General features: G+C 72.4%; 19 protein-coding genes. 12 read left to right on the forward strand and 7 right to left on the reverse strand.

What is annotated here, in order from left to right; all coding sequences use genetic code 11:
- Positions 1-3: 3 nt before the first annotated feature.
- The 5 genes from ACYVK7_RS13085 to ACYVK7_RS13105 form a co-directional block, all read right to left on the reverse strand.
- On the reverse strand, positions 4-1,272 hold the full coding sequence (locus ACYVK7_RS13085; protein ID WP_460888153.1) for a sialidase family protein: 1,269 nt from the start codon (positions 1,270-1,272) through the stop codon (positions 4-6).
- A 443-nt stretch (positions 1,273-1,715) separates the two neighbouring features.
- Positions 1,716-2,498: a glucosamine-6-phosphate deaminase gene (gene nagB, locus ACYVK7_RS13090; RefSeq protein ID WP_460888154.1), complete on the reverse strand. Its 783-nt coding sequence runs from the start codon at positions 2,496-2,498 to the stop codon at positions 1,716-1,718.
- Positions 2,498-3,595 (reverse strand): Gfo/Idh/MocA family protein, encoded by a 1,098-nt coding sequence (locus ACYVK7_RS13095; RefSeq protein ID WP_460888155.1) that lies wholly within the window; start codon positions 3,593-3,595, stop codon positions 2,498-2,500. The genes nagB and ACYVK7_RS13095 overlap by 1 nt, the downstream gene beginning before the upstream one ends.
- Positions 3,592-4,647 carry a Gfo/Idh/MocA family protein gene (locus tag ACYVK7_RS13100; protein WP_460888156.1) on the reverse strand — a complete coding sequence of 352 codons (1,056 nt, stop codon included), beginning with the start codon at positions 4,645-4,647 and terminating at the stop codon, positions 3,592-3,594. Before ACYVK7_RS13100 ends, ACYVK7_RS13095 begins: the two co-directional genes overlap by 4 nt.
- The gene (locus ACYVK7_RS13105; protein WP_460888157.1) at positions 4,644-5,339 is read right to left on the reverse strand and encodes a FadR/GntR family transcriptional regulator; all 696 of its coding nucleotides are present in this window, start codon (positions 5,337-5,339) and stop codon (positions 4,644-4,646) included. The genes ACYVK7_RS13100 and ACYVK7_RS13105 overlap by 4 nt, the downstream gene beginning before the upstream one ends.
- Positions 5,340-5,523: 184 nt before the next feature.
- On the opposite strand from ACYVK7_RS13105, the gene ACYVK7_RS13110 reads away from it, so the two are divergent.
- The 9 genes from ACYVK7_RS13110 (at position 5,524) to ACYVK7_RS13150 (ending at position 17,575) form a co-directional block, all read left to right on the forward strand.
- Positions 5,524-7,125: an ABC transporter substrate-binding protein gene (locus ACYVK7_RS13110; RefSeq protein WP_460888158.1), complete on the forward strand. Its 1,602-nt coding sequence runs from the start codon at positions 5,524-5,526 to the stop codon at positions 7,123-7,125.
- 113 nt (positions 7,126-7,238) lie between these two features.
- A complete protein-coding gene (locus ACYVK7_RS13115; protein WP_460888159.1) occupies positions 7,239-8,195 on the forward strand; it encodes an ABC transporter permease in 957 nt (318 codons plus the stop codon).
- Position 8,196: 1 nt separating this feature from the next.
- Positions 8,197-10,206 carry a dipeptide/oligopeptide/nickel ABC transporter permease/ATP-binding protein gene (locus ACYVK7_RS13120; RefSeq protein ID WP_460888160.1) on the forward strand — a complete coding sequence of 670 codons (2,010 nt, stop codon included), beginning with the start codon at positions 8,197-8,199 and terminating at the stop codon, positions 10,204-10,206.
- Positions 10,203-11,027: an ABC transporter ATP-binding protein gene (locus tag ACYVK7_RS13125; RefSeq protein ID WP_460888161.1), complete on the forward strand. Its 825-nt coding sequence runs from the start codon at positions 10,203-10,205 to the stop codon at positions 11,025-11,027. The genes ACYVK7_RS13120 and ACYVK7_RS13125 overlap by 4 nt, the downstream gene beginning before the upstream one ends.
- 80 nt (positions 11,028-11,107) lie before the next feature.
- Positions 11,108-12,034, forward strand: coding sequence for a dihydrodipicolinate synthase family protein (locus ACYVK7_RS13130; protein WP_460888162.1), 927 nt, complete (start codon positions 11,108-11,110; stop codon positions 12,032-12,034).
- Positions 12,027-12,989 carry an ROK family protein gene (locus ACYVK7_RS13135; protein WP_460888163.1) on the forward strand — a complete coding sequence of 321 codons (963 nt, stop codon included), beginning with the start codon at positions 12,027-12,029 and terminating at the stop codon, positions 12,987-12,989. Before ACYVK7_RS13130 ends, ACYVK7_RS13135 begins: the two co-directional genes overlap by 8 nt.
- A complete protein-coding gene (locus ACYVK7_RS13140) occupies positions 12,986-13,690 on the forward strand; it encodes an N-acetylmannosamine-6-phosphate 2-epimerase (protein WP_460888164.1) in 705 nt (234 codons plus the stop codon). The genes ACYVK7_RS13135 and ACYVK7_RS13140 overlap by 4 nt, the downstream gene beginning before the upstream one ends.
- A gap of 94 nt (positions 13,691-13,784) precedes the next feature.
- Positions 13,785-16,523: a glycoside hydrolase family 97 catalytic domain-containing protein gene (locus ACYVK7_RS13145; RefSeq protein WP_460888165.1), complete on the forward strand. Its 2,739-nt coding sequence runs from the start codon at positions 13,785-13,787 to the stop codon at positions 16,521-16,523.
- Positions 16,524-16,630: 107 nt separating this feature from the next.
- Positions 16,631-17,575 (forward strand): DUF808 domain-containing protein, encoded by a 945-nt coding sequence (locus ACYVK7_RS13150; RefSeq protein ID WP_460888166.1) that lies wholly within the window; start codon positions 16,631-16,633, stop codon positions 17,573-17,575.
- On the opposite strand, the gene ACYVK7_RS13155 is transcribed toward ACYVK7_RS13150, so the two are convergent.
- Together ACYVK7_RS13155 and ACYVK7_RS13160 are read right to left on the reverse strand one after the other, a co-directional pair.
- Entirely contained in the window at positions 17,565-18,317 is a 753-nt protein-coding gene (locus ACYVK7_RS13155) for a GNAT family N-acetyltransferase (protein ID WP_460888167.1), read from the reverse strand. The genes ACYVK7_RS13150 and ACYVK7_RS13155 overlap by 11 nt on opposite strands.
- An 83-nt stretch (positions 18,318-18,400) precedes the next feature.
- Positions 18,401-19,156 (reverse strand): SDR family NAD(P)-dependent oxidoreductase, encoded by a 756-nt coding sequence (locus ACYVK7_RS13160; RefSeq protein ID WP_460888168.1) that lies wholly within the window; start codon positions 19,154-19,156, stop codon positions 18,401-18,403.
- A 183-nt stretch (positions 19,157-19,339) separates the two neighbouring features.
- Here ACYVK7_RS13160 and ACYVK7_RS13165 point away from each other — a divergent pair, with 183 nt between their 5' ends.
- Genes ACYVK7_RS13165 through ACYVK7_RS13175 form a run of 3 tightly spaced genes read left to right on the forward strand, consistent with a single transcriptional unit; the run spans position 19,340 to position 22,493 of the window.
- The gene (locus ACYVK7_RS13165) at positions 19,340-20,677 is read left to right on the forward strand and encodes a glycoside hydrolase family 125 protein (RefSeq protein ID WP_460888169.1); all 1,338 of its coding nucleotides are present in this window, start codon (positions 19,340-19,342) and stop codon (positions 20,675-20,677) included.
- Positions 20,674-21,561, forward strand: coding sequence for a carbohydrate ABC transporter permease (locus ACYVK7_RS13170; protein ID WP_460888170.1), 888 nt, complete (start codon positions 20,674-20,676; stop codon positions 21,559-21,561). The genes ACYVK7_RS13165 and ACYVK7_RS13170 overlap by 4 nt, the downstream gene beginning before the upstream one ends.
- On the forward strand, positions 21,558-22,493 hold the full coding sequence (locus ACYVK7_RS13175; protein ID WP_460888171.1) for a carbohydrate ABC transporter permease: 936 nt from the start codon (positions 21,558-21,560) through the stop codon (positions 22,491-22,493). Before ACYVK7_RS13170 ends, ACYVK7_RS13175 begins: the two co-directional genes overlap by 4 nt.
- The last annotated feature ends 23 nt before the right edge of the window (positions 22,494-22,516 follow it).

Here is a 22,516-nt window from a genome sequence, read left to right on the forward strand (position 1 = left end):
GGCTCAGCCGTTCAGGAGCCAGTCGAGGTCGAACGTGGCGAACCGGATGCCGCCGTAGCCCGAGTCGGGCTCGTAGAGCAGGCCGACCTTGCCGTCGGGCAGCGTGGCCAGCGTCGAGTAGGCCATGCCGCCCGGCTGGAACACGCGGGACTCGGGCCAGGTCCTGCCGTCGTCGTAGCTGATCCGTACGGTGCCGTTGCTGCGCGACGACGTGGAGCCCGCGTTGGAGAACAGGAGCACCTTGGCCTCCGCCGACCCCCGCGGGGCGTTGGGGTAGGCGCGGACGATCGCGGCGTTGTTCGTCGGGTCGGGCAGCTCCCGGTCGATCGTCACGCGGCCGTAGGACACCCCGCCGTCGGCGGAGTAGGCGACCTTGCGGTAGCCCGAACGGGCGGAGTCACGCGAGTTGAGCATGACGCGCCCGTCGGACAGCTCGACCGTCTTGTTCTCGTCCATGCCGGTGCCGACCGGCTCGCCGACCTGCCAGGTCTTGCCGTGGTCGTCGGAGTACACCGACACCGCCTGGAACGTGCCCGAGCCGTTGATGATCGTGTACTGCTGGATCAGGCGGCCCGCGTACTTGCCGTACTTGAGCTGGATGCCCTGGCCGGACGCGGCGAACCGGGAGCGCCAGTCGAGGTCGGCCGTGACGTCGGCGGTGATGGTGCGGTGGGTCCAGGTGCGCCCGTCGTCGGTGGACGTGGAGACGTCCGCCTGGATCACGCCGCGGTCGGCAGGGTCGACGCCCGGCCGCGAGCTGCCGAAGCCCGCGTCGTAGGACTTCACGTGGAAGTTGAAGATGTCGCCGGTCTCGCGGTCGACGATGTAGCTCGGGTCGGAGTAGCCCTCGATCGGCGCCGTGGTCTTGCCCGCCGCGACGACCTCCTGCGGGCCCCACGTCGCGCCGTTGTCCGTGGAGCGGCGCTGGAGGATCGAGTTGGGCCCGGGGGAGTCGGCGGCGGTGGGGCGCCCGTCGTAGGAGGCGAGGACGTCACCGCTGTTCGTCACCGTCAGCGCGGGGATCCGGTAGTTGGGAAAACCGCCCTCGCCGTTGGTCGCGAGCTGCTGCTCGGCGTAGGTGCCGGGCCCGCCGGCGGGCGGCGCGACGTCGTAGTCGGGCGCGGCCGTCGAGTGGTGAGCAGGTGTCGTGTGGCGCGAGGGTGCCGTGTGCTGCGTGGCCGCCGTGGCAGTGCCGCTGATGCCGAGCAGGAGAGCGAGTGCTCCCGCCGTGACCGCGACGCGGGACGCCGGCCTGCGGAGGTGTCCGTTCATGCCGTTCCTTCCGGTGGAGGTGTCGTTCGGCACGGCGGCCGGCCGCGAGAGGTGGCGGAGCGCGGCGACGGTGCCGAACTGGACAGAAGATGTCAGATGTCTGACGTCCGGAATGTATCTCTGTCCGGCGGGAGGGTCAAGGGGGTGTTGGTGCGGGGTCGACGGCTGTCAGCTCAGCTCGGCGAAAGATGGCGCAGGTGAGTTCGGTCGCCCGGCGGCAGGCATCCGTGAGATCGGTCCGATGGTGGCTTGCTGCCGTGAGTTCGGTCGGATGGTACGAGATCGGTCGGTTGATTGACCGATCTCATCCCATCCGACCGAACTCACGCTCAGAGCGGGTGCATCCGACCGAACTCACGCTCAGAGCGGGTGCATCCGACCGAACTCACGCCCGGAGCCCGTGCATCCGACCGAACTCACCGCGCCCGCTTGCCGGCCGGGGGTCACAGGCCTTGCCAGTCGGGTTTGTCGGCGTAGGTCTGGCGGTAGTAGTCGGCGAGCTGGAGGCGGGAGGCGGCCGCGTCGTCGACCAGCACGGTCGCGTGCGGGTGGGTCTGCATGATGGTCGCGGGCCACATCGCGGAGATCGGGCCCTCCACGAGCTGGTGCACGGCCTCGGCCTTCGCACGCCCGGACGCGAGCAGCACGAGGTGGCGGGCGGACATGATCGTGGCCAGGCCCTGGGTCAGGCAGTGCCGGGGCACCTGCTCGACCGATCCGCCGAAGAACCGTGCGTTGTCCTGCCGGGTCTGTTTGGTCAGGGTCTTGATCCGGGTGCGTGACGCGAGCGAGGACCCGGGCTCGTTGAACGCGATGTGCCCGTCGGTACCGATGCCGAGCAGCTGCAGGTCCACACCGCCGGCGTCCGTGATCGCGGCCTCGTACGCGGCGCACGCTGCCGGCAGGTCCTGCGCGAGGCCGTCCGGGCCCTGCACCGCACCGGGCGCGAGGTCGACGCGGGAGGTGAACTCCTTCTCGATCACGTTGCGGTACCGCTGGGGGTGGTCCGCGCCCAGGCCGACGTACTCGTCGAGCATGAACGCCCTCGCCCGCGCGAACGACAGGCCGTTCTCGGTGTGGCGGCGGGCCAGCTCGTCGTACACCGCCAGCGGTGACGACCCCGTGGCCAGTCCCAGCACCGCGTCGGGCGTGGTCCCGAGCAGTACCTCGACGGCATCGGCCGCCAGCCGAGCGAGCTCCTGCGCCGGAGCGATCACGACCTCCATCAGACCCGTTCCTCCTTGTGCTGGTGTACATCGTGGTTGTCCCGCGCGCCGCCCACGGCGACGACGTCCCCCGCCTCGACCGACCGGTACGCCGCGTCGATCACCGCGAGCGTCGCCCGCGCCTCCTCGATCCCGTAGTCGGGACGCTCGCCGGCCAGCAGGGCGCCGACCACGTGCCGCAGGTACGCGGCGGCGGCGACCTGGCCGACGTCGTCGGCGATCGTGGTGCGTCCCGAGGCGCCGAACCGGGAGACGGCGGGCGTGTCGTCGTCGGCCACCGCGTGGCCGTGCGAGCCGAGCAGCCGGACCGACGACGTGGTCGGCGTCCCGCCGGGCGCGTACGGCACGCGGCCCAGCGTGATCGTGACGGTGACGCCGCGGTCGAGCTCCAGCGTGACGACGGCCGTGTCCTCGACGCCCGCCGCCCGGTGCGGCTCCAGGAAGAGCGTGCCGATGAAGGCGTGCACCTCGAGGGCCGCCAGCCCCGTGAGGTACAGCGCCGCGTCGGCGCAGTAGCCCAGGAAGTTGAGCATCTCGCCCCCGCCGGACAGGCTCCGGTCGACGACGAGCTCGGGTCGTTCCACCGAGGTGGCGAAGTGGGCGCCCGACGCGAAGAACTCCAGGTCCAGGTGGCGGGGGAGTCCCACGTGGCCCGCGTCCACCCACGCCCGCAGACGGCGCAGGGCGGGGGCGTGCGTGCGGTTCACGACGGCGCACGTCCGCCCGGACCGTTCGGCGACGGCGGCCAGGTGGTCGGCGTCGGCGAGGGTGGTCGCGACGGGCTTGTCGACCACGACGTCGAGCCCCGCCTCCAGCAGCGCCGCCGCGAGGCGTGCGTGTCGGGTGGGTTCCGCGCACACGACCACGAGGTCGACCGGTGTGCCGAGCGCTGCGGCGACCGACGCGACATCGTCGACGAGCGCGAACGGCACACCGGCCCGGTCGGCCACGCCACGGGAGTCCTCGGCGGCCCGGCCGGACGCCGTGCGCTCCTCGACGACGCCGACCACCTCGACCCGGTCGTCCTGGCTCAGCAGAGCGAGGTAGTCGGCGGCGTGGCGTACCGCCGAGGCGAAGGCGACCCGCAGGGCGCTCATGCCGGTGCCCCCACCGGCGTACCCGTGTACCCGGGCACGTCGGCCACCCGTTCCCGGCGGCCCGAGACGAGGGAGCGCTGTGCGGCGAGCGCCGTGGCCAGGGCGGTGCGTACCTGGGAGGTGGTCACGATCTGCGGCGCGTCGCCGCGGACCACGTCGAGCCAGTGCGCGAGCTGGGCGCGCAGGGCGCCGTCGACCGAGGGTGGGGGAGCCGTCGCGGCGTCGGAGTGCAGACCGTCCTCCTCGGACGTCGTGTGGGTCAGGGTGCCCTCGGTGCCGACCAGCACGACGCGGCGCAGCAGCTCGCCGCGGCGGCGCAGCGCGTAGCAGAGCTCGAGGGTGGCCAGGGCGCCGGAGGCGGTGCGGAGCTGGAGGTGGAAGGAGTCGGGCGACTCCATCTCGGGGGAGAACGTGCGCAGGCCGCGCGTGAAGACCTCGACGGGCTCGTCGCCGAGCAGCCACACGGCGGCGTCGACGATGTGGGTGCCGTTGTGCACGGGGTGCCCGCCGGAGAGCTGAGGGTCGAGCTGCCAGCCGCGCCAACCGCCCGGCCAGGCGTGCCCGGTGTACCAGGAGATGTGGGTGAGGCGGGGCGTGCCGATGTCCCCGCGGTGCGCGGCGCGGGCGAGCGCCGCGACGGCGGGCTGGAACCGGACGGTCTGCCCGACGACGAGCGACGTGCCGCTGCCCTCGGTCGCCGCGACCATGGCGTCGAGCTGGCCGAGGCCGAGGGCCGCGGGCTTCTCGACCTGCACGTGCTTGCCCGCGCGCCCCGCGGCGACGGTGTCGCGCGCGTGGTCGGGCGTGGCGGTGACGACGTCGACGGCGGTCACGGCGGTGTCGGACAGCGCCTCGTCGAGGCGGGTCGTGGCGCGGGCGCCCGGGACGAGGGCGGCGAGGGCCGCCGCCCGGCCCTGGTCGTGGCCGACGACCCAGCGGACGGCGGCGCCCGGCAGGGAGGCGAGCGCGAGGAGGTGCTCGCGGGCGAACGCGCCGATGCCGATGACCGCGATGCCGACGGGCGCGCGGGCGATCCGCTGCGGGTCCCTCACGACGTCTTCCCCTCCAGCGCGCGGTCGATCGGCTCGTAGTGGGAGACCACCGCGGCGCGGAACGCCGCGACGTCGCCCGCCTCGGCGGCGGTGATCATCTCGCCGTGCGCGCGTGCCGTCTGGACGAGGTCGGCGGCGACGGAGATGCCGAGCTTGGGGATGACCGCGGTGTGGACGTCCCAGAACGCGGCCACGAGCTGTCCGACGAGCGAGTTGTCGAGCCGGGCGAGCAGCCCGGTGTGGAACGCGCGGTCCTGGGTGGCGAAGCTGCGCCCCTCGCCGGCGGCGGCCACCATCTCGTCGACGAGCGCGTGGAGGTCGGGGTAGGTGGTGCCCGCGAGGCTGTCGACGATGCGCTCGGCCATGGCCAGGTCGAGCGCCTGGCGCACCTCGACGACGTCCCGCAGCGCGCGCAGGTCGTCGCCGGGGCTCAGGACGCCGCGGAAGACGAGGGACTCGACGAGCGCGTCGAGCGACATGTGGCCCACGAAGGTGCCGTGGCCGTGGCGCACCTCGACGATGTCCAGCGTGGAGAGCGTGCGGATGGCCTCGCGCACGCTCGACCGGGAGACCGCGAGCCGCTCGCACAGGGCGGCCTCCGTCGGGAGCGGGTCGCCGGGACGCAGGCCCTCGCCGAGGATGAAGTCCTTGATCTGGTCGGCGGTCGTGGTCCGCCGTGGGGTGGCCGTCATGGTGGTTCGTGTCTCGGTCCCCGTCGGTTCGGGTGCGGTGCTCCGCGGTGTCGCCATCTTGACCCCTTCGGTTTCTGGTCCTAGTGTCATGCTACACAACATCAGACATCAGATGTCCCTCCCTCTCCGCTGAGGTTCGAGGAGGTCTGATCCGACTGCTCTGATCCCACTGTCAGGAGAATCAATGTCGCTTCATGTCAGCTCACCTTCCCGGCGTCGCGCCGTCGCGACCGCCGCGGCAGGTCTCGTCGTGGCCCTCGGCCTCGCGGCCTGCTCGGGCGGCGGCACCACGCAGGACCCGGCCGGCGAAGGCGCCGCCCAGGGCGAGATCGACCAGGACGCCGTGATCGAAGCAGGCATCTCGTACACCCTCTCGGGCGGTTTCGACCCGATGACCACCACCGGTGCCGTGACAGTAGCGGCGAACTGGCACGTGTTCGAGGGACTCACCGAGATCGACCCCGCGACGCGTGAGGTGTACGCGGCGCTCGGCGCCGACCTGCCCGAGAAGATCGACGACACACACTACGAGGTGGACCTGCGCGAGGGCGCCGTGTTCCACGACGGCAGCCCCGTCACGACGGACGACGTCGCCTACAGCTTCGAGCGGGTGCTCGACCCCGAGAACGAGTCCCTCTACGCCGAGTTCGTCGACTTCGTCGACACGGTCACCCCGGTCGACGACGACACGGTGTCCATCGAGCTCAAGTACCCGTTCAGCCTCGTGCCCGAGCGCCTGTCCGCGGTCAAGATCGTCTCCGAGAAGGTCGTCGAGTCCGACTACGAGGCGTTCAACGCCCTGCCCGTCGGCACCGGCCCGTTCACGATCACTCACGCGGCCCCCGACGACAAGATCACGTTCGAGCGCTTCGACGACTACACGGGCCCCCGCCCGGCCCAGGCAGCGGGCCTCGTCTGGAACCTCCTGTCGGACCCCGCCGCCCGCGTCACCGCGATGAGCTCCGGCACGGTCGCCGCCATCGAGGACGTCCCCTACATCGACCTGCCGACGCTCGAGGGCACCGCCGACGTCGAGTCGGTCCAGTCCTTCGGCACGCTGTTCATGATGTTCAACACGGACAAGGAGCCGTTCGACGACGTCCGCGTGCGCCAGGCGTTCTTCTACGCCCTGGACATGGACTCGATCATCGAGACCGGCCTGCTGGGCAACGGCGCCGCCGCGACGAGCTTCCTGCCCGAGAACCACCCGAACTACAACGAGGCCGCAACGGCCTACACCTACGACCCGGAGAAGGCCAAGCAGCTGCTGGCCGACGCCGGCGTCAAGGACCTCTCCGTCAACCTCCTGACCACGGACACCGGCTGGGTCGCCGACCTCGCCCCGCTGATCAAGGAGAACCTCGACGCCGTGGGCGTCGACACCACCCTCGACATCGGCCAGTCCGGTGGCCAGTACACCAAGGTCGACAACGGCAACCTCGACGTCATGGTCGCGCCCGGTGACCCCTCCGTCTTCGGCAACGACCCCGACCTGCTCATGCGCTGGTGGTACGGCGACAACGTCTGGTCGCAGTCCCGCTACCGCTGGGACGACGACCCGAAGTTCGCCGAGCTGCAGGACCTGCTGGACCAGGCCGTGCGCACCGAGGGAGACGAGCAGCAGAAGCTCTGGGACCAGGCCTTCGACCTCGTGTCGGAGGAGGTTCCGCTGTACCCGCTGCTGCACCGCAGCCTGCCCACCGCCTGGGACGGCTCGCGCCTGTCCGGGTTCCAGCCACTGCCCGTGACCGGCCTGTCGTTCCTCGACGTCGGCCAGGTCGGCTGACGACGCACGCCTGACACCCGTACCGCCCCCGGCCCTCTCGCCCGACCGGCGAGAGGGCCGGGACACCAGAACGGACGCCCCATGCCCCGCACCACCACCGAAGGAGGCCCCCGATGAACGCGCTGCTGCGGCTCGTCGGCCGCCGTCTCCTCCAGCTGCCGATCATGATCCTCGGTATCACGTTCCTCGTGTTCGTCGTGATGTCGTTCTCCAAGGTCGACCCCGCCATCCAAGCCCTCGGTGAGGGCGCCTCCGTCGAGGCCCGCGAGGCCTACCGCGCGGCGCACGGGCTCGACGACCCCCTCCTCGTGCGGTACGTCGGCTTCCTCGGCGGCCTCCTGCGGGGCGACCTCGGCACCTTCAGCGCCCGGCAGACCCCCGTCGCCGACGAGGTGGTGCGCGCGCTGCCGATCACGCTCGAGCTCACGTTCATCGGGCTCGTCGTCGCCGCGGTCCTCGCCCTCCTGCTCGGCGTCGTCGCCGCGCTCTTCCGGGACCGCTGGCCGGACAAGGCCATCCGCGTGCTCTCCGTGGCCTCCCTCGCCACCCCGTCGTTCTGGCTCGCCGTACTGCTCATCCAGGCGGTCACGCTGGGTACCGGGGCGCTGCCGGCCAGCGGGCCCCTGCCCGCCCCCGGCGTCGACCTGCCCGGTTACCTCGCCCGCATGGCCCTGCCCGCACTGGCCCTCGCGGTACCCGTCGTCGGCCAGCTCACCCGCGTGGTGCGCACCTCCGTCGTCGAGGAGCTCGACAAGGACTACGTGCGCACGGCGATCGGAGCAGGCCTGCCGCGCCACGTCGTCGTCGGGCGCAACGTGCTGCGCAACGCGCTCATCACGCCCATCACCGTCCTCGGGCTGCGGGTCGGCTACCTCATCGGCGGCGCGGTCGTCATCGAGGTCATCTTCGCCCTGCCCGGCATGGGCACCCTCATCCTCAACGGCGTCACCAACAACGAACCCAACCTCGTGCAGGGCGTGACCCTCGCCGTGGCGCTCGCGTTCGTGCTGGTGAACATCGTCGTCGACATGCTCTACGTACTCGTCAACCCACGAATCAGGACGGTGTGACGTGCGACGACACCTGACGGAACGACTCTCCGAGCCCGCCCTGCGGCTGCGTGCCCTGCCGGCCGGGTCCAAGATCTCGCTCGTGTTCGTGCTGCTCGTGGTGGTGGCGGCGGTCTTCGCCCCCCTCGTCGCCGTGCACGACCCGCTCACGACCGGCGTCCCCGTGCAGGCCCCGGGCGGAGAGCACTGGTTCGGCACCGACCGCCAGGGCCGCGACATCTTCGCCCGCGTCGTGTACGGCGCCCGGTACTCCCTGGTCATCGGCCTCGGCGCGACCGCCATCGCGCTCGTCGCCGCGGCGGTGCTCGGCTCGATCGCCGCCACCGCGAGCAAGGCCGTCTCCGAGACCCTGATGCGGGTCCTCGACATCATCATGTCCTTCCCCGGGATCGCGCTGGCCGCCGTGTTCGTGTCGGTGTTCGGGCGCTCGCTGCCGGTGCTGGTGCTGACCATCGCGTTCCTGTACACGCCGCAGCTCACCCGGGTGGTGCGGGCCAACGTGCTCGACCAGTACGGCGAGGACTACGTGGCCGCGACCCGCGTCATGGGCGCCCGGACCTGGTGGGTGCTCGGGCGACACGTGGCACGCAACTGTGCCGCGCCCGTGCTGGTGTTCACCACCGTGCTGGTCGCCGACGCGATCATCTTCGAGGCGTCCCTGTCGTTCATCCAGGCGGGGGTCCCCGACCCGGAGCCGTCGTGGGGCAACGTGATCGCCGCCGGCCGTGACCTCGTCATGGGCGGCTACTGGTGGGCCACGTTCTTCCCCGGGGCGGCGATCATGCTCACCGTCCTGTGCCTGAACATCCTGTCCGAGGGCATGACCGACGCCATGGTCGCGGCACCGCGCGCAGGCCGTGCCGCCCGCGGGGACGTCGCGGCGGACGCAGCAGCCGAGGTCGAGGACGTGGACCCCGACGTCGAGCCGGCGGAACCCGCCGTACCTCTCGCCAGCCGCCTCGCGACGCTCCGCTCCGCCGAGGAGAAGCGCACGGACCGGCCCGTGCACGACGGCGACCCGACCCCGCTGCTCGAGGTGCGCAACCTCTCGATCCGGTTCCCCGAGCGGCACGGCGATGTCGCCGTCGTGGACGACGTGTCCTTCTCGGTCCGCCCGGGCGAGACCATGGCGCTCGTCGGCGAGTCCGGCTGCGGCAAGTCGATCACCTCCCTGGCAGTGATGGGGCTGCTCGACTCGTCCGCGCAGGTCACGGGACAGATCCTGTACCGCGGCCGGGACCTGCTCACCATGTCGCCGGGCGAGCGGGCGGCCCTGCGGGGCACCGAGACCGCGATGATCTACCAGGACGCGCTGAGCTCGCTCAACCCGTCCATGCTCGTGCGGGCGCAGCTGCGCCAGCTCACCCGGCGTGGCGGGACCCGCACGGCCGAGGAGCTGCTGGAGCTGGTCGGCCTGGACCCGGAGCGCACCCTCAAGAGCTACCCGCACGAGCTGTCCGGCGGGCAGCGCCAGCGGGTCCTCATCGCGATGGCCCTCACCCGTGACCCGAGCCTGGTCATCGCCGACGAGCCGACGACGGCGCTGGACGTGACCGTCCAGGCACAGGTGGTCGAGCTGCTCGACAGCCTGCGCGAGAAGCTCGGCTTCGCCATGGTGTTCGTCAGCCACGACCTCGCGCTCGTCGCGGAGCTCGCGCACCGGATCACCGTCATGTACGCGGGCCAGGTGGTCGAGCAGGCGCCCACCCGTGAGCTGCTCCTGGACCCGCGGCACGAGTACACCCAGGGGCTGCTCGGCGCCGTGCTGTCGATCGAGTCCCGCTCGACGCGCCTGCACCAGATCCCCGGCACCGTTCCCGCGCCGCGCGACTTCCCGGCCGGCGACCGGTTCGCCCCGCGCTCGTCGCACCCGGACCGCGGGCTCGGTGTGCGACCCGTCCTGCGCCCCCTCGACGGCGCACCCGACCACCTCGTCGCCGTGCCCGGCGCGCCGGCCGACCCCGGCGAGCAGCCGGACGGCGCCCCCACCACGATCGGAGCACAGCGATGAGCGGCACCACCACGCCGGGCACCCCGGCGACGCCCGACGAGCCCGTCGTCGAGCTGCGCGGCGTCCACGTCGTGTTCAAGGCCCGCACCGGCACCCTCTTCCGGGCCAACCGGGTGCACGCCGTCGACGACGTGTCGGTCCAGGTGAGCCGTGGGCGGACCCTCGGGATCGTGGGGGAGTCCGGCTCGGGCAAGTCGACCATGGCCAAGGTCCTGGTCGGCCTGCAGGCGCCCACGTCGGGGGAGATCCGCTTCCGCGGCGCCGCCGTGCGCTCCTACACGCCACGCGTGCGCCGCGAGGTCGGCCGGGTCGTGTCGGTCGTCTTCCAGGACCCGGCCACCGCGCTCAACGCCCGCATGCGGGTGCGGGAGGCCCTGCGCGACCCGCTGGACGTGCACCGGGTCGGCACACCGGCGTCCCGGGCCGCGCGGGTGCGCGAGCTCACCCACCTCGTCGGCCTGCCCACGTCGGTGCTCGACGCGCTGCCCGGCCAGCTCTCGGGCGGGCAGCGCCAGCGCGTGGCGATCGCCAGGGCGCTCGCGCTCGAACCGGACGTGATCGTCGCCGACGAGCCCACGTCCGCGCTCGACGTCTCCGTCCGGGCGCAGATCCTCAACCTGCTCGCCGACCTCAAGAGCGAGCTCGGCCTCGGGATGGTCTTCATCTCCCACGACATCCAGACCGTGCGCCACGTCTCCGACGAGATCGTGGTCATGCGCTCGGGCCGGATCGTCGAGTCCGGGCCCGCCGCGCAGGTCCTGGACCACCCGCGGCACGAGTACACGCGCACGCTGCTCGCCGCGGCACCCGCCCTGCTATGAGGCGGCCCGCCCCACCCGGCCCCATGACCGTCCCTGTCCCCACAGACCACACCACCCCAGCACCAGAACCGGAGCCTCACGTGACCACGCCCCTCTTCCGCGGGATCGTCCCGCCCGTCCTGACCCCGCTCACCGCCGGCGGCGAGGTGGACGTGGAGTCGCTCGACCGCCTCGTGCGGCACCTCGTCGAGCGCGGCGTGCACGGCGTGTTCGTGCTCGGCTCGACCGGTGAGGTCGCCTACCTCACCGACACCCAGCGCGACCTCGTCGTGCGGACCGTGGTGGGCGCGGCCGACGGCCGCGTTCCGGTCCTCGGCGGCGCGATCGACCTGACGACCGCCCGCGTCATCGAGCAGGCGCGCGCGCTGGTCGAGGCGGGTGTCGACGCCGTCGTCGCGACGCCCCCGGTGTACGCGATCAACGACACCGCCGAGATCGAGCGGCACCTGCGTGCCGTCGCCGCGGCGGTGGACGTCCCCCTGTTCGCCTACGACATCCCCGTCCGGGTGCGGACCAAGCTGCCCGTCGACCTGCTCGTGCGGCTCGGCGCCGACGGCGTGCTCGCGGGCGTCAAGGACTCGTCGGGCGACGACGTGGCGTTCCGCCGCCTGGTCGCCGCGAACGCGGCCGCCGGTTCGCCGCTCGCCCTGTTCACGGGCCACGAGGTGGTCGTCGACGGCATGCTCCTGCTCGGCGCCGACGGCGTGGTGCCGGGCCTCGGCAACGTGGACCCCGCCGGGTACGTGCGGCTGTGGGACCTCGCGCAGTCGGGCAAGTGGGACGACGTGCGCAAGGAGCAGGAGCGGCTGGCCGCCCTGTTCGAGATCGTCTTCCAGGCGCACGGCCGGTCCGGCGACGCCGCGGGGGTCGGCGCCTTCAAGGTGGCGGTGCAGCGGCAGGGGCTCATCGAGACCGCGGAGCTCTCGTTCCCGCTCGAGGCGCTCGACGGCGACGTCGCCGACCGGATCGAGGAGATCACCCGCGAGGCCGGGCTCCTGCATGGCTGAGCCCGGCCGGGTCGTCGTGGGGGTGGACCTCGGGGGGACAAAGACGGCCGCGGCGACGGTCTCGGCCTCCGGCGAGGTGGGGACGGTACGCACCGTCCCCACCCCGGCGGGCGCCGGCCCGGAAGCCGTGCTCGACGCCGTCGCCACGCTCGTGCGGACGGTGCTGGCGGACGCCGGTGCCGGCACGGCGGGCGTGGGCATCGGCACGGCGGGCGTCGTGGACGTGGCGCGCGGGACGATCGTCTCCGCGACCGACACGTTCCCCGGCTGGCCGGGTACGGACGTGGCCGGCGGGGTGCGCGACCGGCTGGCCGCCCGCGGGGCCGCCCCACTCGTGTTCGTGGAGAACGACGTCGACGCGCACGCGGCGGGCGAGTCCTGGCTGGGCGCCGCCGCCGGCGCCCGGAGCGTGCTGCTCGTGGCCGTCGGGACCGGTGTGGGCGGGGCGGTCGTGCTCGACGGCCGCCCCCTGCGGGGCGCCCACCACCTGGCCGGCGAGCTGGGGCACATGCCGGTACCGGGTGCCGACGGCCTGCCGTGCACGTGCGGCAGGCCCGGGCACCTCGAGGCCGTGGCGGCCGGCCCGGCGATCCACCGCCGCTACCTGGCGCTCGGCGGTGACCCGGCGGCCCGGGACACGCGTGACGTCGTCGCCAGGGCGCAGCGCGACGACGCCCTCGCGGACCGGGTGGTGCGGGAGTCCGCGACGGCGCTCGGGCGGGCGATCGCCGGGCTCGTGACCGTGCTGGACCCGGAGATCGTCGTCGTCGGCGGAGGGGTCGCCGGATCCGGCGACCCCTGGTGGTCGGCGCTCGACCTGGCGCTGCGCGCCGAGGTCGTCGACGTGCTCGTGGACCTGCCGCTGCGCCGCGCGGCGCTGGGCCCCGCCGCTGCGATCATCGGTGCCGCGCGCGGCGCGTGGGACCTGCTGGACCGAACGGGGACGACCGGATGAGCGAGGAGCACATGACCAAGGACTGGGTGCTGGACACGATGCGCGGCCGGCTGACGGTCTCCTGCCAGGCCTATCCCGGGGAGCCGATGCGCGACCCCCGCACGACGGCGCAGGTCGCCCGGTCGGTGGTCACCGGCGGCGCGGCGGCGGTCCGCGTGCAGGGCCTCGACGACATCGCGGCGGTCCGCGCCGTCGTCGACGTCCCCGTGGTCGGTCTGTGGAAGGACGGCGCCGACGGAGTCTTCATCACGCCGACGCTCCGGCACGCCCTGGCCGTGGCCGAGGCGGGCGCGCACGTGGTGGCGCTCGACGGGACGCGGCGGCAGCGGCGGGACGGGCGCACGCTCGCCGAGACGGTCGCGGGCCTGCGCGAGGCCGCGGCCGACGTGCTGGTCATGGCCGACTGCGGGTCGCTCGACGACGCGCTCGCGGCGCAGGAGGCGGGCGTCGACCTGCTCGGGACGACCCTCGCGGGGTACACGGGAGAGCGCCGGAAGACGGACGGCCCCGACCTCGAGCTCGTCGACGCGATGGTCGCCGGATGCGCGCTGCCCGTCGTCGTCGAGGGGCGGGTGCACACGCCGGGCCAGGCGGCCGCCGCCCTGGCGCGCGGCGCGTTCAGCGTCTGCGTGGGGACCGCTATCACGCACCCCGCCACGCTGACGGGGTGGTTCGTCTCGGCCATGGATCCTGACTCGTAGCTTCTGATCAAACGGTTGACCGGGCCGACCGAGTTCCCTAACCTGACCGACGGCGCACCGGGCGCCGTGCTCGTTCGGAGTCAAGGGAGACCTCGTGAAGCTCGTACCCGCGCGCCGCTTGGCGGTCCGTGCAGTGACAGCGGTGTCAGCCCTCGCGCTCGTCGCGAGCGGCCTGGTGGTCGTGGGGAGCGCCGCGAGCGCCGCCCCGGCCACCGCCACCGACGACACCGACACCGAGACGCAGTGGCGGGTGGGTGGCCCGCGGGGATCCGACCTGGACGGGGTGCTGCGTCTCGACGATGCCGGGCAGGTGCTGCTCGACGTGGTCGCGCAGGGCGAGACGGTGGTCTCGGCCACGCGGCTGGGCCTGCGCGGCAGCGACGGCGACCTCACCACCGGCCTGACGTTCACCGGCCGGCAGGACCGCACCGTCGCCGACTCGTACACCATGACGACCGGCAAGAGCGCACGCAGGTCGTACGTCCACGAGGAGTCGGTGTTCACGTTCGAGGCCCCCGACGGCGGGCGGCTCGGCGTCGTGGTGCGGGTGTCCGACGACGGCGTCGCCTACCGCTACCTGCTCGAGGGCGCGGGCGAGCACCGGGTGGACGAGGAGTCCGGCGCGTGGGAGCCGGCCGCGGACGGGCCGGCGTGGATGCAGACCTCGTACGCGGTCAACTACGAGGCGGAGTGGACCACGACGACCGCCGCGGCGGGCAACGGCGGCGGCAGCGTCGGCTTCCCGGTGCTCTTCCAGCAGGCGGACCGGTACGTGCTGGTCACGGAGGCGGACGTGCACGGCGACTACGCCGGTTCGCACCTGACGCACACGCCGGGTTCGCTGCGCTACGACGTGGACCTGTTCGAGGGGCGGCCCGTCACGTCGACGGGCGAGCTGTCGACGCCGTGGCGCGTGGCGATCGTGGGCGACCTGCCCGCCGTGGTCGGCTCCAACCTCGTCGACGACCTCGCCACCCCGAGCGAGCTCGACGGGCAGGACACGTCCTGGATCAAGCCGGGTCGGTCCAGCTGGAGCTGGCTGACCGACTGGAGCAGCCCGCGCGACGAGGCCAGGCAGCGTGACTTCGTCGACCTGGCCGCGCGCAACGGCTGGGAGTACGTGCTCCTGGACGAGGGCTGGGACGCGAGCTGGGTGCCGCGCACCGTCCGCTACGCCCACACCCGGGGCGTCGACGTCCTCGCCTGGTTCCACAGCCGTGACCTGCGCACGCAGGAGCAGCGCGACGAGTGGCTGCCACGGCTGAAGTCGTGGGGCGTGAGCGGCCTCAAGGTCGACTTCATGGACTCCGACTCGCAGGAGATCCACCAGTGGTACGACGACGTCGCCCGGGACACCGCCCGGTACGAGCTGATGATCAACTTCCACGGGTCGGCCCTGCCGACCGGCATGCAGCGCACCTGGCCGCACATCATGAGCTACGAGTCGGTGCGTGGCATGGAGAACGGCATCAGCCCGGAGCGCAGCCTCATCGTGCCGTTCACGCGCAACGTCACGGGGTCGATGGACTTCACGCCCGTGGTGTTCTCCCGCGACAACGACAAGACGTCCAAGGCGCAGCAGGCGGCGATGAGCGTCGCGTACGAGTCGGGCTGGCAGCACATCTCGGACAAGCCCGAAGGATACGACGCCGAGCCGGCCGCGATGCCGTTCCTGCAGAACATCCCGGCGCACTGGGACGAGACGCGCCTGCTGGGCGGCACGCCCGGACAGCACGCGGTGATCGCCCGCCGTTCGGGGGACCGGTGGTTCGTGGGCGGCCTGCGCGCGGGCTCCGGCGACGCGCTGGAGCTGCCGCTGGCCGGGCTCGCCAGGGGCGGGCAGGAGGTCGTCGTGGACCTGCTGACCGACGACGGTGCGAACGGGTCGGCCACCGTGCACACCACGGTCCGGGCCGCGGCGTCCGAGACGCTCCACGTCCCGACCGCGAACAACGGCGGGTTCGTCGCCGTGGTGTGCGCGGCGACCGAGGGCCGTACCAGCTGCCTCGAGCCGGTCGAAGCCCGTCCGGCCGCGGTGCTCGCCGTCGAGCCGGTGCAGGCCGACGTGGAGCCGGGGAGCACGGTCGAGGTGGATGCCACGTTCTCGGTGGCCGACCGTGACGTCACCCGCGTGCGGCTGACCCCGCAGCTGCCGGACGGCTGGACGGCGGACCAGGGCGCCCGGACCGTCACCCGGCTCCCCGCCGGTCAGGAGGCACGGATCACCTGGCAGGTCCGGGTCCCGGAGGATGCGGTCGGCACGCACGAGGTGCCGGTCGCGGTCACCTACCGTGCCACGGGCGACGCGGGCGCGGCGGGAGATTCGGGCACCGGTCGCTACACGGCGGCGAACCAGGCCACGCTGTGGGTCACGCCGCCGGCACTGACCGGGGACCACTACGTCTCCGACCTCGACTGGATCGAGCAGTCCAACGGCTACGGCCCGGTCGAGCGTGACGCGTCGAACGGTGAGGCCGTGGCGGGGGACGGGCAGCCGATCACGATCGCGGGTGTCACCTACGCCAAGGGCGTCGGTATGCATGCCCCGGGCTCCCTGACCGCTTGGCTCGGCGGCACGTGCACGACGTTCCGTGCGGTGGTCGGCATCGACGACGAGGTGTCCGGGGCCGCGTCGGTGCGGTTCCATGTCTACGGTGACGACGTCCTGCTGGCCGAGACCCCGGTGCTGACGGCTGCCGACGGCGGGGTGCCGCTCGACGTCGACGTCACCGACGTCCGCCGGCTGCGCCTGGCCGTCTCGGACGGCGGCGACGGCAAGAACTTCGACCACGCCGACTGGGCCGACGCCCTCGTCGAGTGCGGCGAACGCTGAGCTCGACGTGTCGCCCCGCACCTGATGCCCGGTGACGGGCCGTGATTGCATAAGGTGCGGGGCATGACGACACATCGATCGGAGCGGGGTATGCCGTGGGTGGACTGATGGGACTGCTGGACGACATCGCGGCGCTGGCGAGACTGGCTGCGGCGTCGATCGACGACGTCGGCGCCGCCACAGGGCGCGCGACCGCCAAGGCCGCGGGTGTCGTCGTGGACGACACCGCCGTCACACCGCAGTACCTGCGCAGCGTCGCGGCGAAGCGCGAGCTGCCGATCGTGAAGCAGATAGCGATCGGGTCGATCCGCAACAAGCTCCTCTTCATCCTCCCCGCGGCACTGCTGCTGAGCCAGTTCCTGCCGTGGCTGCTGCCGATCATCCTCATGATCGGTGGTACCTACCTCGCCTTCGAGGGCGCCGAGAAGATCTGGCACAAGGTCGCCGGCCACCACGAGGCCGAGGTGCCGGCCACGGAGGTCAGCCCGGAGGCCGAGAAGAAGATGATCGCGGGCGCCGTCCGCACCGACCTCATCCTGTCGGCCGAGATCATGGTGATCGCACTGGCCGAGGTGGCGAGCGAGCCGTTCTGGTCCCGCCTGACGATCCTCGTCGTGGTCGCCCTGGTCATCACGATCATCGTCTACGGCGTGGTCGCGGCCATCGTCAAGATGGACGACGTGGGGCTGCGGCTGGCCGAGAACGACTCCGGGTTCTCCAAGTCCCTGGGCCGCGGACTCGTCAAGGCCATGCCGCGGGTGCTCGCGGTGATCTCCGTGGTCGGCACCGTGGCCATGCTCTGGGTCGGTGGGCACATCCTGCTGGTCAACCTCGGGGCGGACGGCACCGGCTGGGTGCCGGCGCCGTACGAGTGGGTGCACCACGTCGAGGTCGCGATCCACGACGCCACCGGCGCGTTCGGCGGCACGCTCGGCTGGCTGTTCAACACGCTGTGCTCGGCCGTCGTCGGCCTGATCGTCGGTGCCGCCGTGGTCGCGGTGATGCACCTGCTGCCGTCCCGCAAGAAGAAGGACGAACCGGTCAGCCACTGACCGGTTCGCCGGCGACCGGCGTGCGCACGGTGCCGAACGTCAGGCGCCGGCGCAGCCGGAAGCCGAGGCCCTCGTAGAGCCGGATCGCGTTCGTGTTGCCCGCCGAGGCGTGCATCATCGCGCGCGCCCCGCGTTCGTGGACGTGGTGGACGACGTCCAGGACGAGGCGCGAGGCCAGCCCCTGCCCGCGGTGCCGCTCGTCGGTGGCGACGGCACTGATCTCCGTCCAGCCGGCGGGCTGCAGGCGCTCGCCGGCCATGGCCACGAGCTCCCCGTCGCGCCGGATGCCGACGTACCGGCCCAGCAGGTAGGTCCTGGGCAGGAACGGCCCCGGCTGCGCGCGCGCCACCAGGTCGAGCATCTCCGGGACGTCGGCGGCACCGAGGACCACCGCCTCGTCGTCGGGCCGGCCGTGCAGGCGGTCGGTCTCGACGAGCTGGACGCCCGCGAACGGCTCCCCGCGGACCCACCCCGCCGGGAGCCGGACGGACTCCGGCGGGGCGGGGAAGTCCGCGTCGTGACCGACCAGGTCGATGATCGCCGCCCAGACGCCGGGATCGTCCCAGCTGCGCACGGCGGCGAACGGCGAGACGTCGGCCGGGTACCGGCGGGCGAGGTCGCCGCCCTCCGCCAGGTGGGCGTGTGCGCCCGAGAGCGCTGACCACGCCGCGTTGTCCAGCACGGGGTCCTCGAGCGCCGGGTCGTCGTGGCCTGCGGCGCGGTCGGTGTCGATGATGCTCACGCCCATCCCAACCGGGTCCCGGTCGGGCGCATTCCAGGTCAACTCCAGTTCCGGGCAGTTGCCGGGCAGCGGTTCCTGGAGCCCTAGACGGAGTCCTTGGTGATGCTCCAGCCGCCGTCCACCGGCAGCTCGACGCCCGTGACGTACGAGGCGCGGTCGGAGCAGAGGTAGGCGATCGCGTCCGCTACCTCGGTCGCCTCGCCCAGGCGTCCGAGGGCGGTGGCGCGGGCCGCGCTCGCCCGGTCCGCCTCGCCGATCCCGTCCCAGTGGGGCGTCAGCACCGGCCCCGGCAGCACGCTGTTGACCCGCACGGCCGGGGCGTACTCGGCGGCGAGCTGCCGCGCGAGCCCCGTCATCCCCGCCTTCGACGAGGCGTAGGCCGCACGGCCGGGGAGCCCGAAGCGCGCGTGCACCGACGACACCATGACGATCGCGCCCCGACCTGACGCCGTCAGGTCGCCCAGCAGCGCGCGGGTCCCGAGATAGGCGCTGGTGAGGGATACGCGGAGCTGATGCTCCCAGCTGGAGAGCTGAGTGTCCTCGAGCGACGCGACCGTGGTGGCGTAGGCGTTGTGGACCAGGACCTGCGGCGGCCCCAGCTCGGCCCGGCAGGCGGCCGCCGCCGCGGACCAGGCGCCCTCGTCGGCGACGTCCATGACGGCCGCGGCGGCCCGGTGGCCGGCGGTGCGCAGCTCGTCACGGAGGTCGAGCACGGTGGGGGAGATGTCGAGGAGGAAGACGTCGGCGCCCTGCTCCGCGAGCCGCCGGGCGGTAGCGGCACCGATACCCCTCGCGGCGCCGGTGACGACCGCGGTGCGTCCGTCCAGGTCGCGTGTCATAGCTGGTGCCTCTCGTCGGTGGGCGGTTCCCCGGCAGGCTACCCGCGGTGGCGCCCGAGGGCGCTTGTATCTATTACCGCTATTACCATACGTTGACATAGTGGTAATCCGTTCGTACGCTGCTCGGCAGGTCGGACCAACGTCGGCACGACCGAGAAGGAGACGGACGATGGAGTTCGGACGATGACCGCTACACCTGCCCTGTACAGCCGCGAGATCCTGGCCGGGCTCGTCGCCGAGGTGGCCGACCGGCTGGGCGACCGGGTCGCGGACGCCGTCGGGCGCTGCATGTCGGACACCCTCGCCCGGACCATCACCCGGCACCCCGACGGCACGGCGTTCGTGATCACCGGGGACATCCCCGCGATGTGGCTGCGGGACTCGACCGCGCAGCTCGCCCCCTTCCTGCACCTCGCCGAGAAGGACGAGCGGCTCGCCGAGACCATCGCGGCGGTGTCGCGGTGCCAGCAGGCCTCGATCCTGCGTGACCCCTACGCCAACGCGTTCAACGACGGTCCCACCGGGGCGGGGCACCGGGACCGCACCGGTCCGCCCGGCACCGGCCAGTCGGCCTGGGTGTGGGAGCGCAAGTACGAGATCGACTCCCTTGCCTACCCGGTGCAGCTCGCCCACGACCTGTGGAGCGCCACCGGGCGCACCGACCACCTCGACCAGCTCGGGCAGGTCGCCCGCACCGTCGTCGACCTGTGGCGCACCGAGCAGCGGCACGACGGCTCCCCGTACACGTTCGAACGAACCGACTGCCCACCGTCGGACACGCTGGTCCGCGCCGGGCGCGGCCCCGAGGTCGCGTTCACCGGCATGACCTGGGCCGGGTTCCGGCCCAGCGATGACGCCTGCCGGTACGGCTACAACGTGCCGGGCAACGCGCTGGCCGCCGTCGCGCTCGGCTACCTGGACCGCCTCGCCACCGAGGTGCTGCACGACGACGCCCTCGCCGCCGACGCCGCCGCCCTGCGGTCCGACATCGAGCGTGGCATCCGCGAGCACGGCATCGTCACCGGGCCCGACGGCCGGCCGGTCTACGCGTACGAGGTCGACGGCCGCGGCGGTGTGCTCCTGGCCGACGACGCCAACTCGCCCAGCCTGCTCTCCCTGCCGATGCTGGGCTGGTGCGCCGCCGACGACCCGCTCTACGCCGCCACCCGCGACCTGATCCTCAGCGACGCCAACCCGTACTACTACAGCGGCTCGGCGGCGTCGGGCATCGGTAGCCCGCACACGCCCGCCGGGCACGTCTGGCCGATCGCCCTGGCGATCCAGGGGCTGACCACCACCGATCCCGACGAGGCCGGCGCGCTGCTCGACCTGATCCTGGCGACCGACGCGGGAACCGGAGCGGTGCACGAGTCGTTCCACGTCGACGATCCCGCCACGTACACGCGCGAGTGGTTCTCCTGGGCGAACTCGATGTTCTGCGAACTCGCCCTCGAGACCGCCGGCCTGCGCACGTACCGCCGTCCGACTCTCACGCCGGCTCGCGGCGGAGAAGCGCCGTGAGTGCCGCCGTCAGCGCCACCCGGCGTCAGCAGTCCATCAGCGCCTGGATCTTCCTCGGCGTACCCGTGGCGCTGTTCGCGGTCTTCCTGCTGCTGCCGGTCGTCATGGCGATCGGGCTCAGCCTCACCGACTACGCCGTCATCGGCGACTTCGAGTGGGTAGGCCTCGCGAACTACGCGCGCATCGCCGACGACCCCATCTTCTGGGTCGCCGTACGCAACACGGCGCTGTACACGGTGCTGTACGTGCCCGCCGGGCTCCTCGTGGCCCTCGGCACCGCACTTCTGCTCAACCGCAGCACCCGGGTGTCACGCGTGTTCCGCACCCTCTTCTACATCCCCGTCGTCTCCTCGACGGTCGCCACCGCCGCCATCTGGTTCTGGCTGCTCAACCCCCAGTACGGCCTGCTCAACGCCGTGCTCGGCTGGTTCGGCATCGACGGACCCGCCTGGCTGTACGAGTCGCGCTGGGCCATGATCGCCATCGTCATGATGAGCGTCTGGGCCGGGTTCGGCGCCAACATGATCATCTACCTCGGTGCGCTCCAGGGCGTGCCGGGCGAGCTCGTCGACGCCGCGCGGGTCGACGGCGCGGGAGCGTTCCGCGTGTTCTGGCACGTGACCCGCCCCGCCATCTCCCGGGCCACGTTCCTCATCCTCACCCTCCTCCTGATCGCCGCCTTCCAGGTGTTCGACCAGGCCTATGTGCTCACCAAGGGCGGACCGGGCAACTCCACCCTCACCCTCGTCTACTACATCTACGACCGCGGGTTCGGACGCCTCGAGATGGGTTACGCCTCCGCACTCTCGTTCGTGCTGTTCCTCGTCATCCTCGTGTTCTCGATCGCCAACGCCCGCGCCACCGGACGGGAGAACGACCGATGAGCGCCGTCACCACCGCCCCGCCGGCCACACCGGCCACCGCCCCGGCGGACCTCGAGAAGCGGCCCCTGACCACCCGCGCCGTGCTCGGACGGTCCGTGTGGGCGCTCGCGGTGGTGGTGATCGCCCTCACCACCGTGATGCCGCTGGTCTGGACCCTGTCCACGTCGCTCAAGCCCGAGGGCGAGATCCTCTCGTCCTACCTGCAGCTCGTGCCGGAGAACCCGACCCTCGCGAACTACGTGACCCTGTTCACCGACGGGCCCTTCGGCCGCTACCTGGCCAACTCGGCGATCATCGCGCTCGGCGGCGTGGCCACCAACCTGTTCTTCGGCGGGCTCGCCGGGTACGCCCTGGCCAAGCTGCACTTCCGCGGACGCGGCGTCGTCTTCTCGCTGTTCCTCGGTTCGATGATGGTGCCGGGCATCATCACGATGGTCCCCACCTTCCTGGTGCTGCGCCGGTTCCCGCTGGTCGGCGGCAACGACCTGTTCGGCGAGGGCGGGGCAGGGTTCATCAACAGCTACGGCGCCGTGCTCATCCCGTTCGCCGCCGGACCGTTCGCCGTGTTCTTCATGCGGCAGTTCTTCCAGGCGCTGCCCGACGAGCTCGGCGACGCCGCGCGCATCGACGGCGCCAGCGAGTTCCGCATCTTCTGGAACATCTACCTGCCGCTGGCCCGCGCCGGCCTGGCGGTGCTCGGCGTGCTGACGTTCCAAGCCGGCTGGAACAGCTTCCTGTGGCCGCTGATCGCCCTCAACGACCCCGAGATGCTCACCGTCCAGGTGGGCCTGGCCGGGTACGTCAACGAGTACCAGACCGAGTACGGGCCGCTGCTGGCCGGCACCATCCTGGCGAGCCTGCCCGTGCTCGTGGTGTTCGTCTTCGCCCAGCGCTACATCATCGAGAACTTCGCCCACTCGGGCACCAAGTGAACGGCCCACGTGAAGGAACCCTG

The sequence above is a fragment of the Promicromonospora xylanilytica genome (assembly GCF_054782895.1).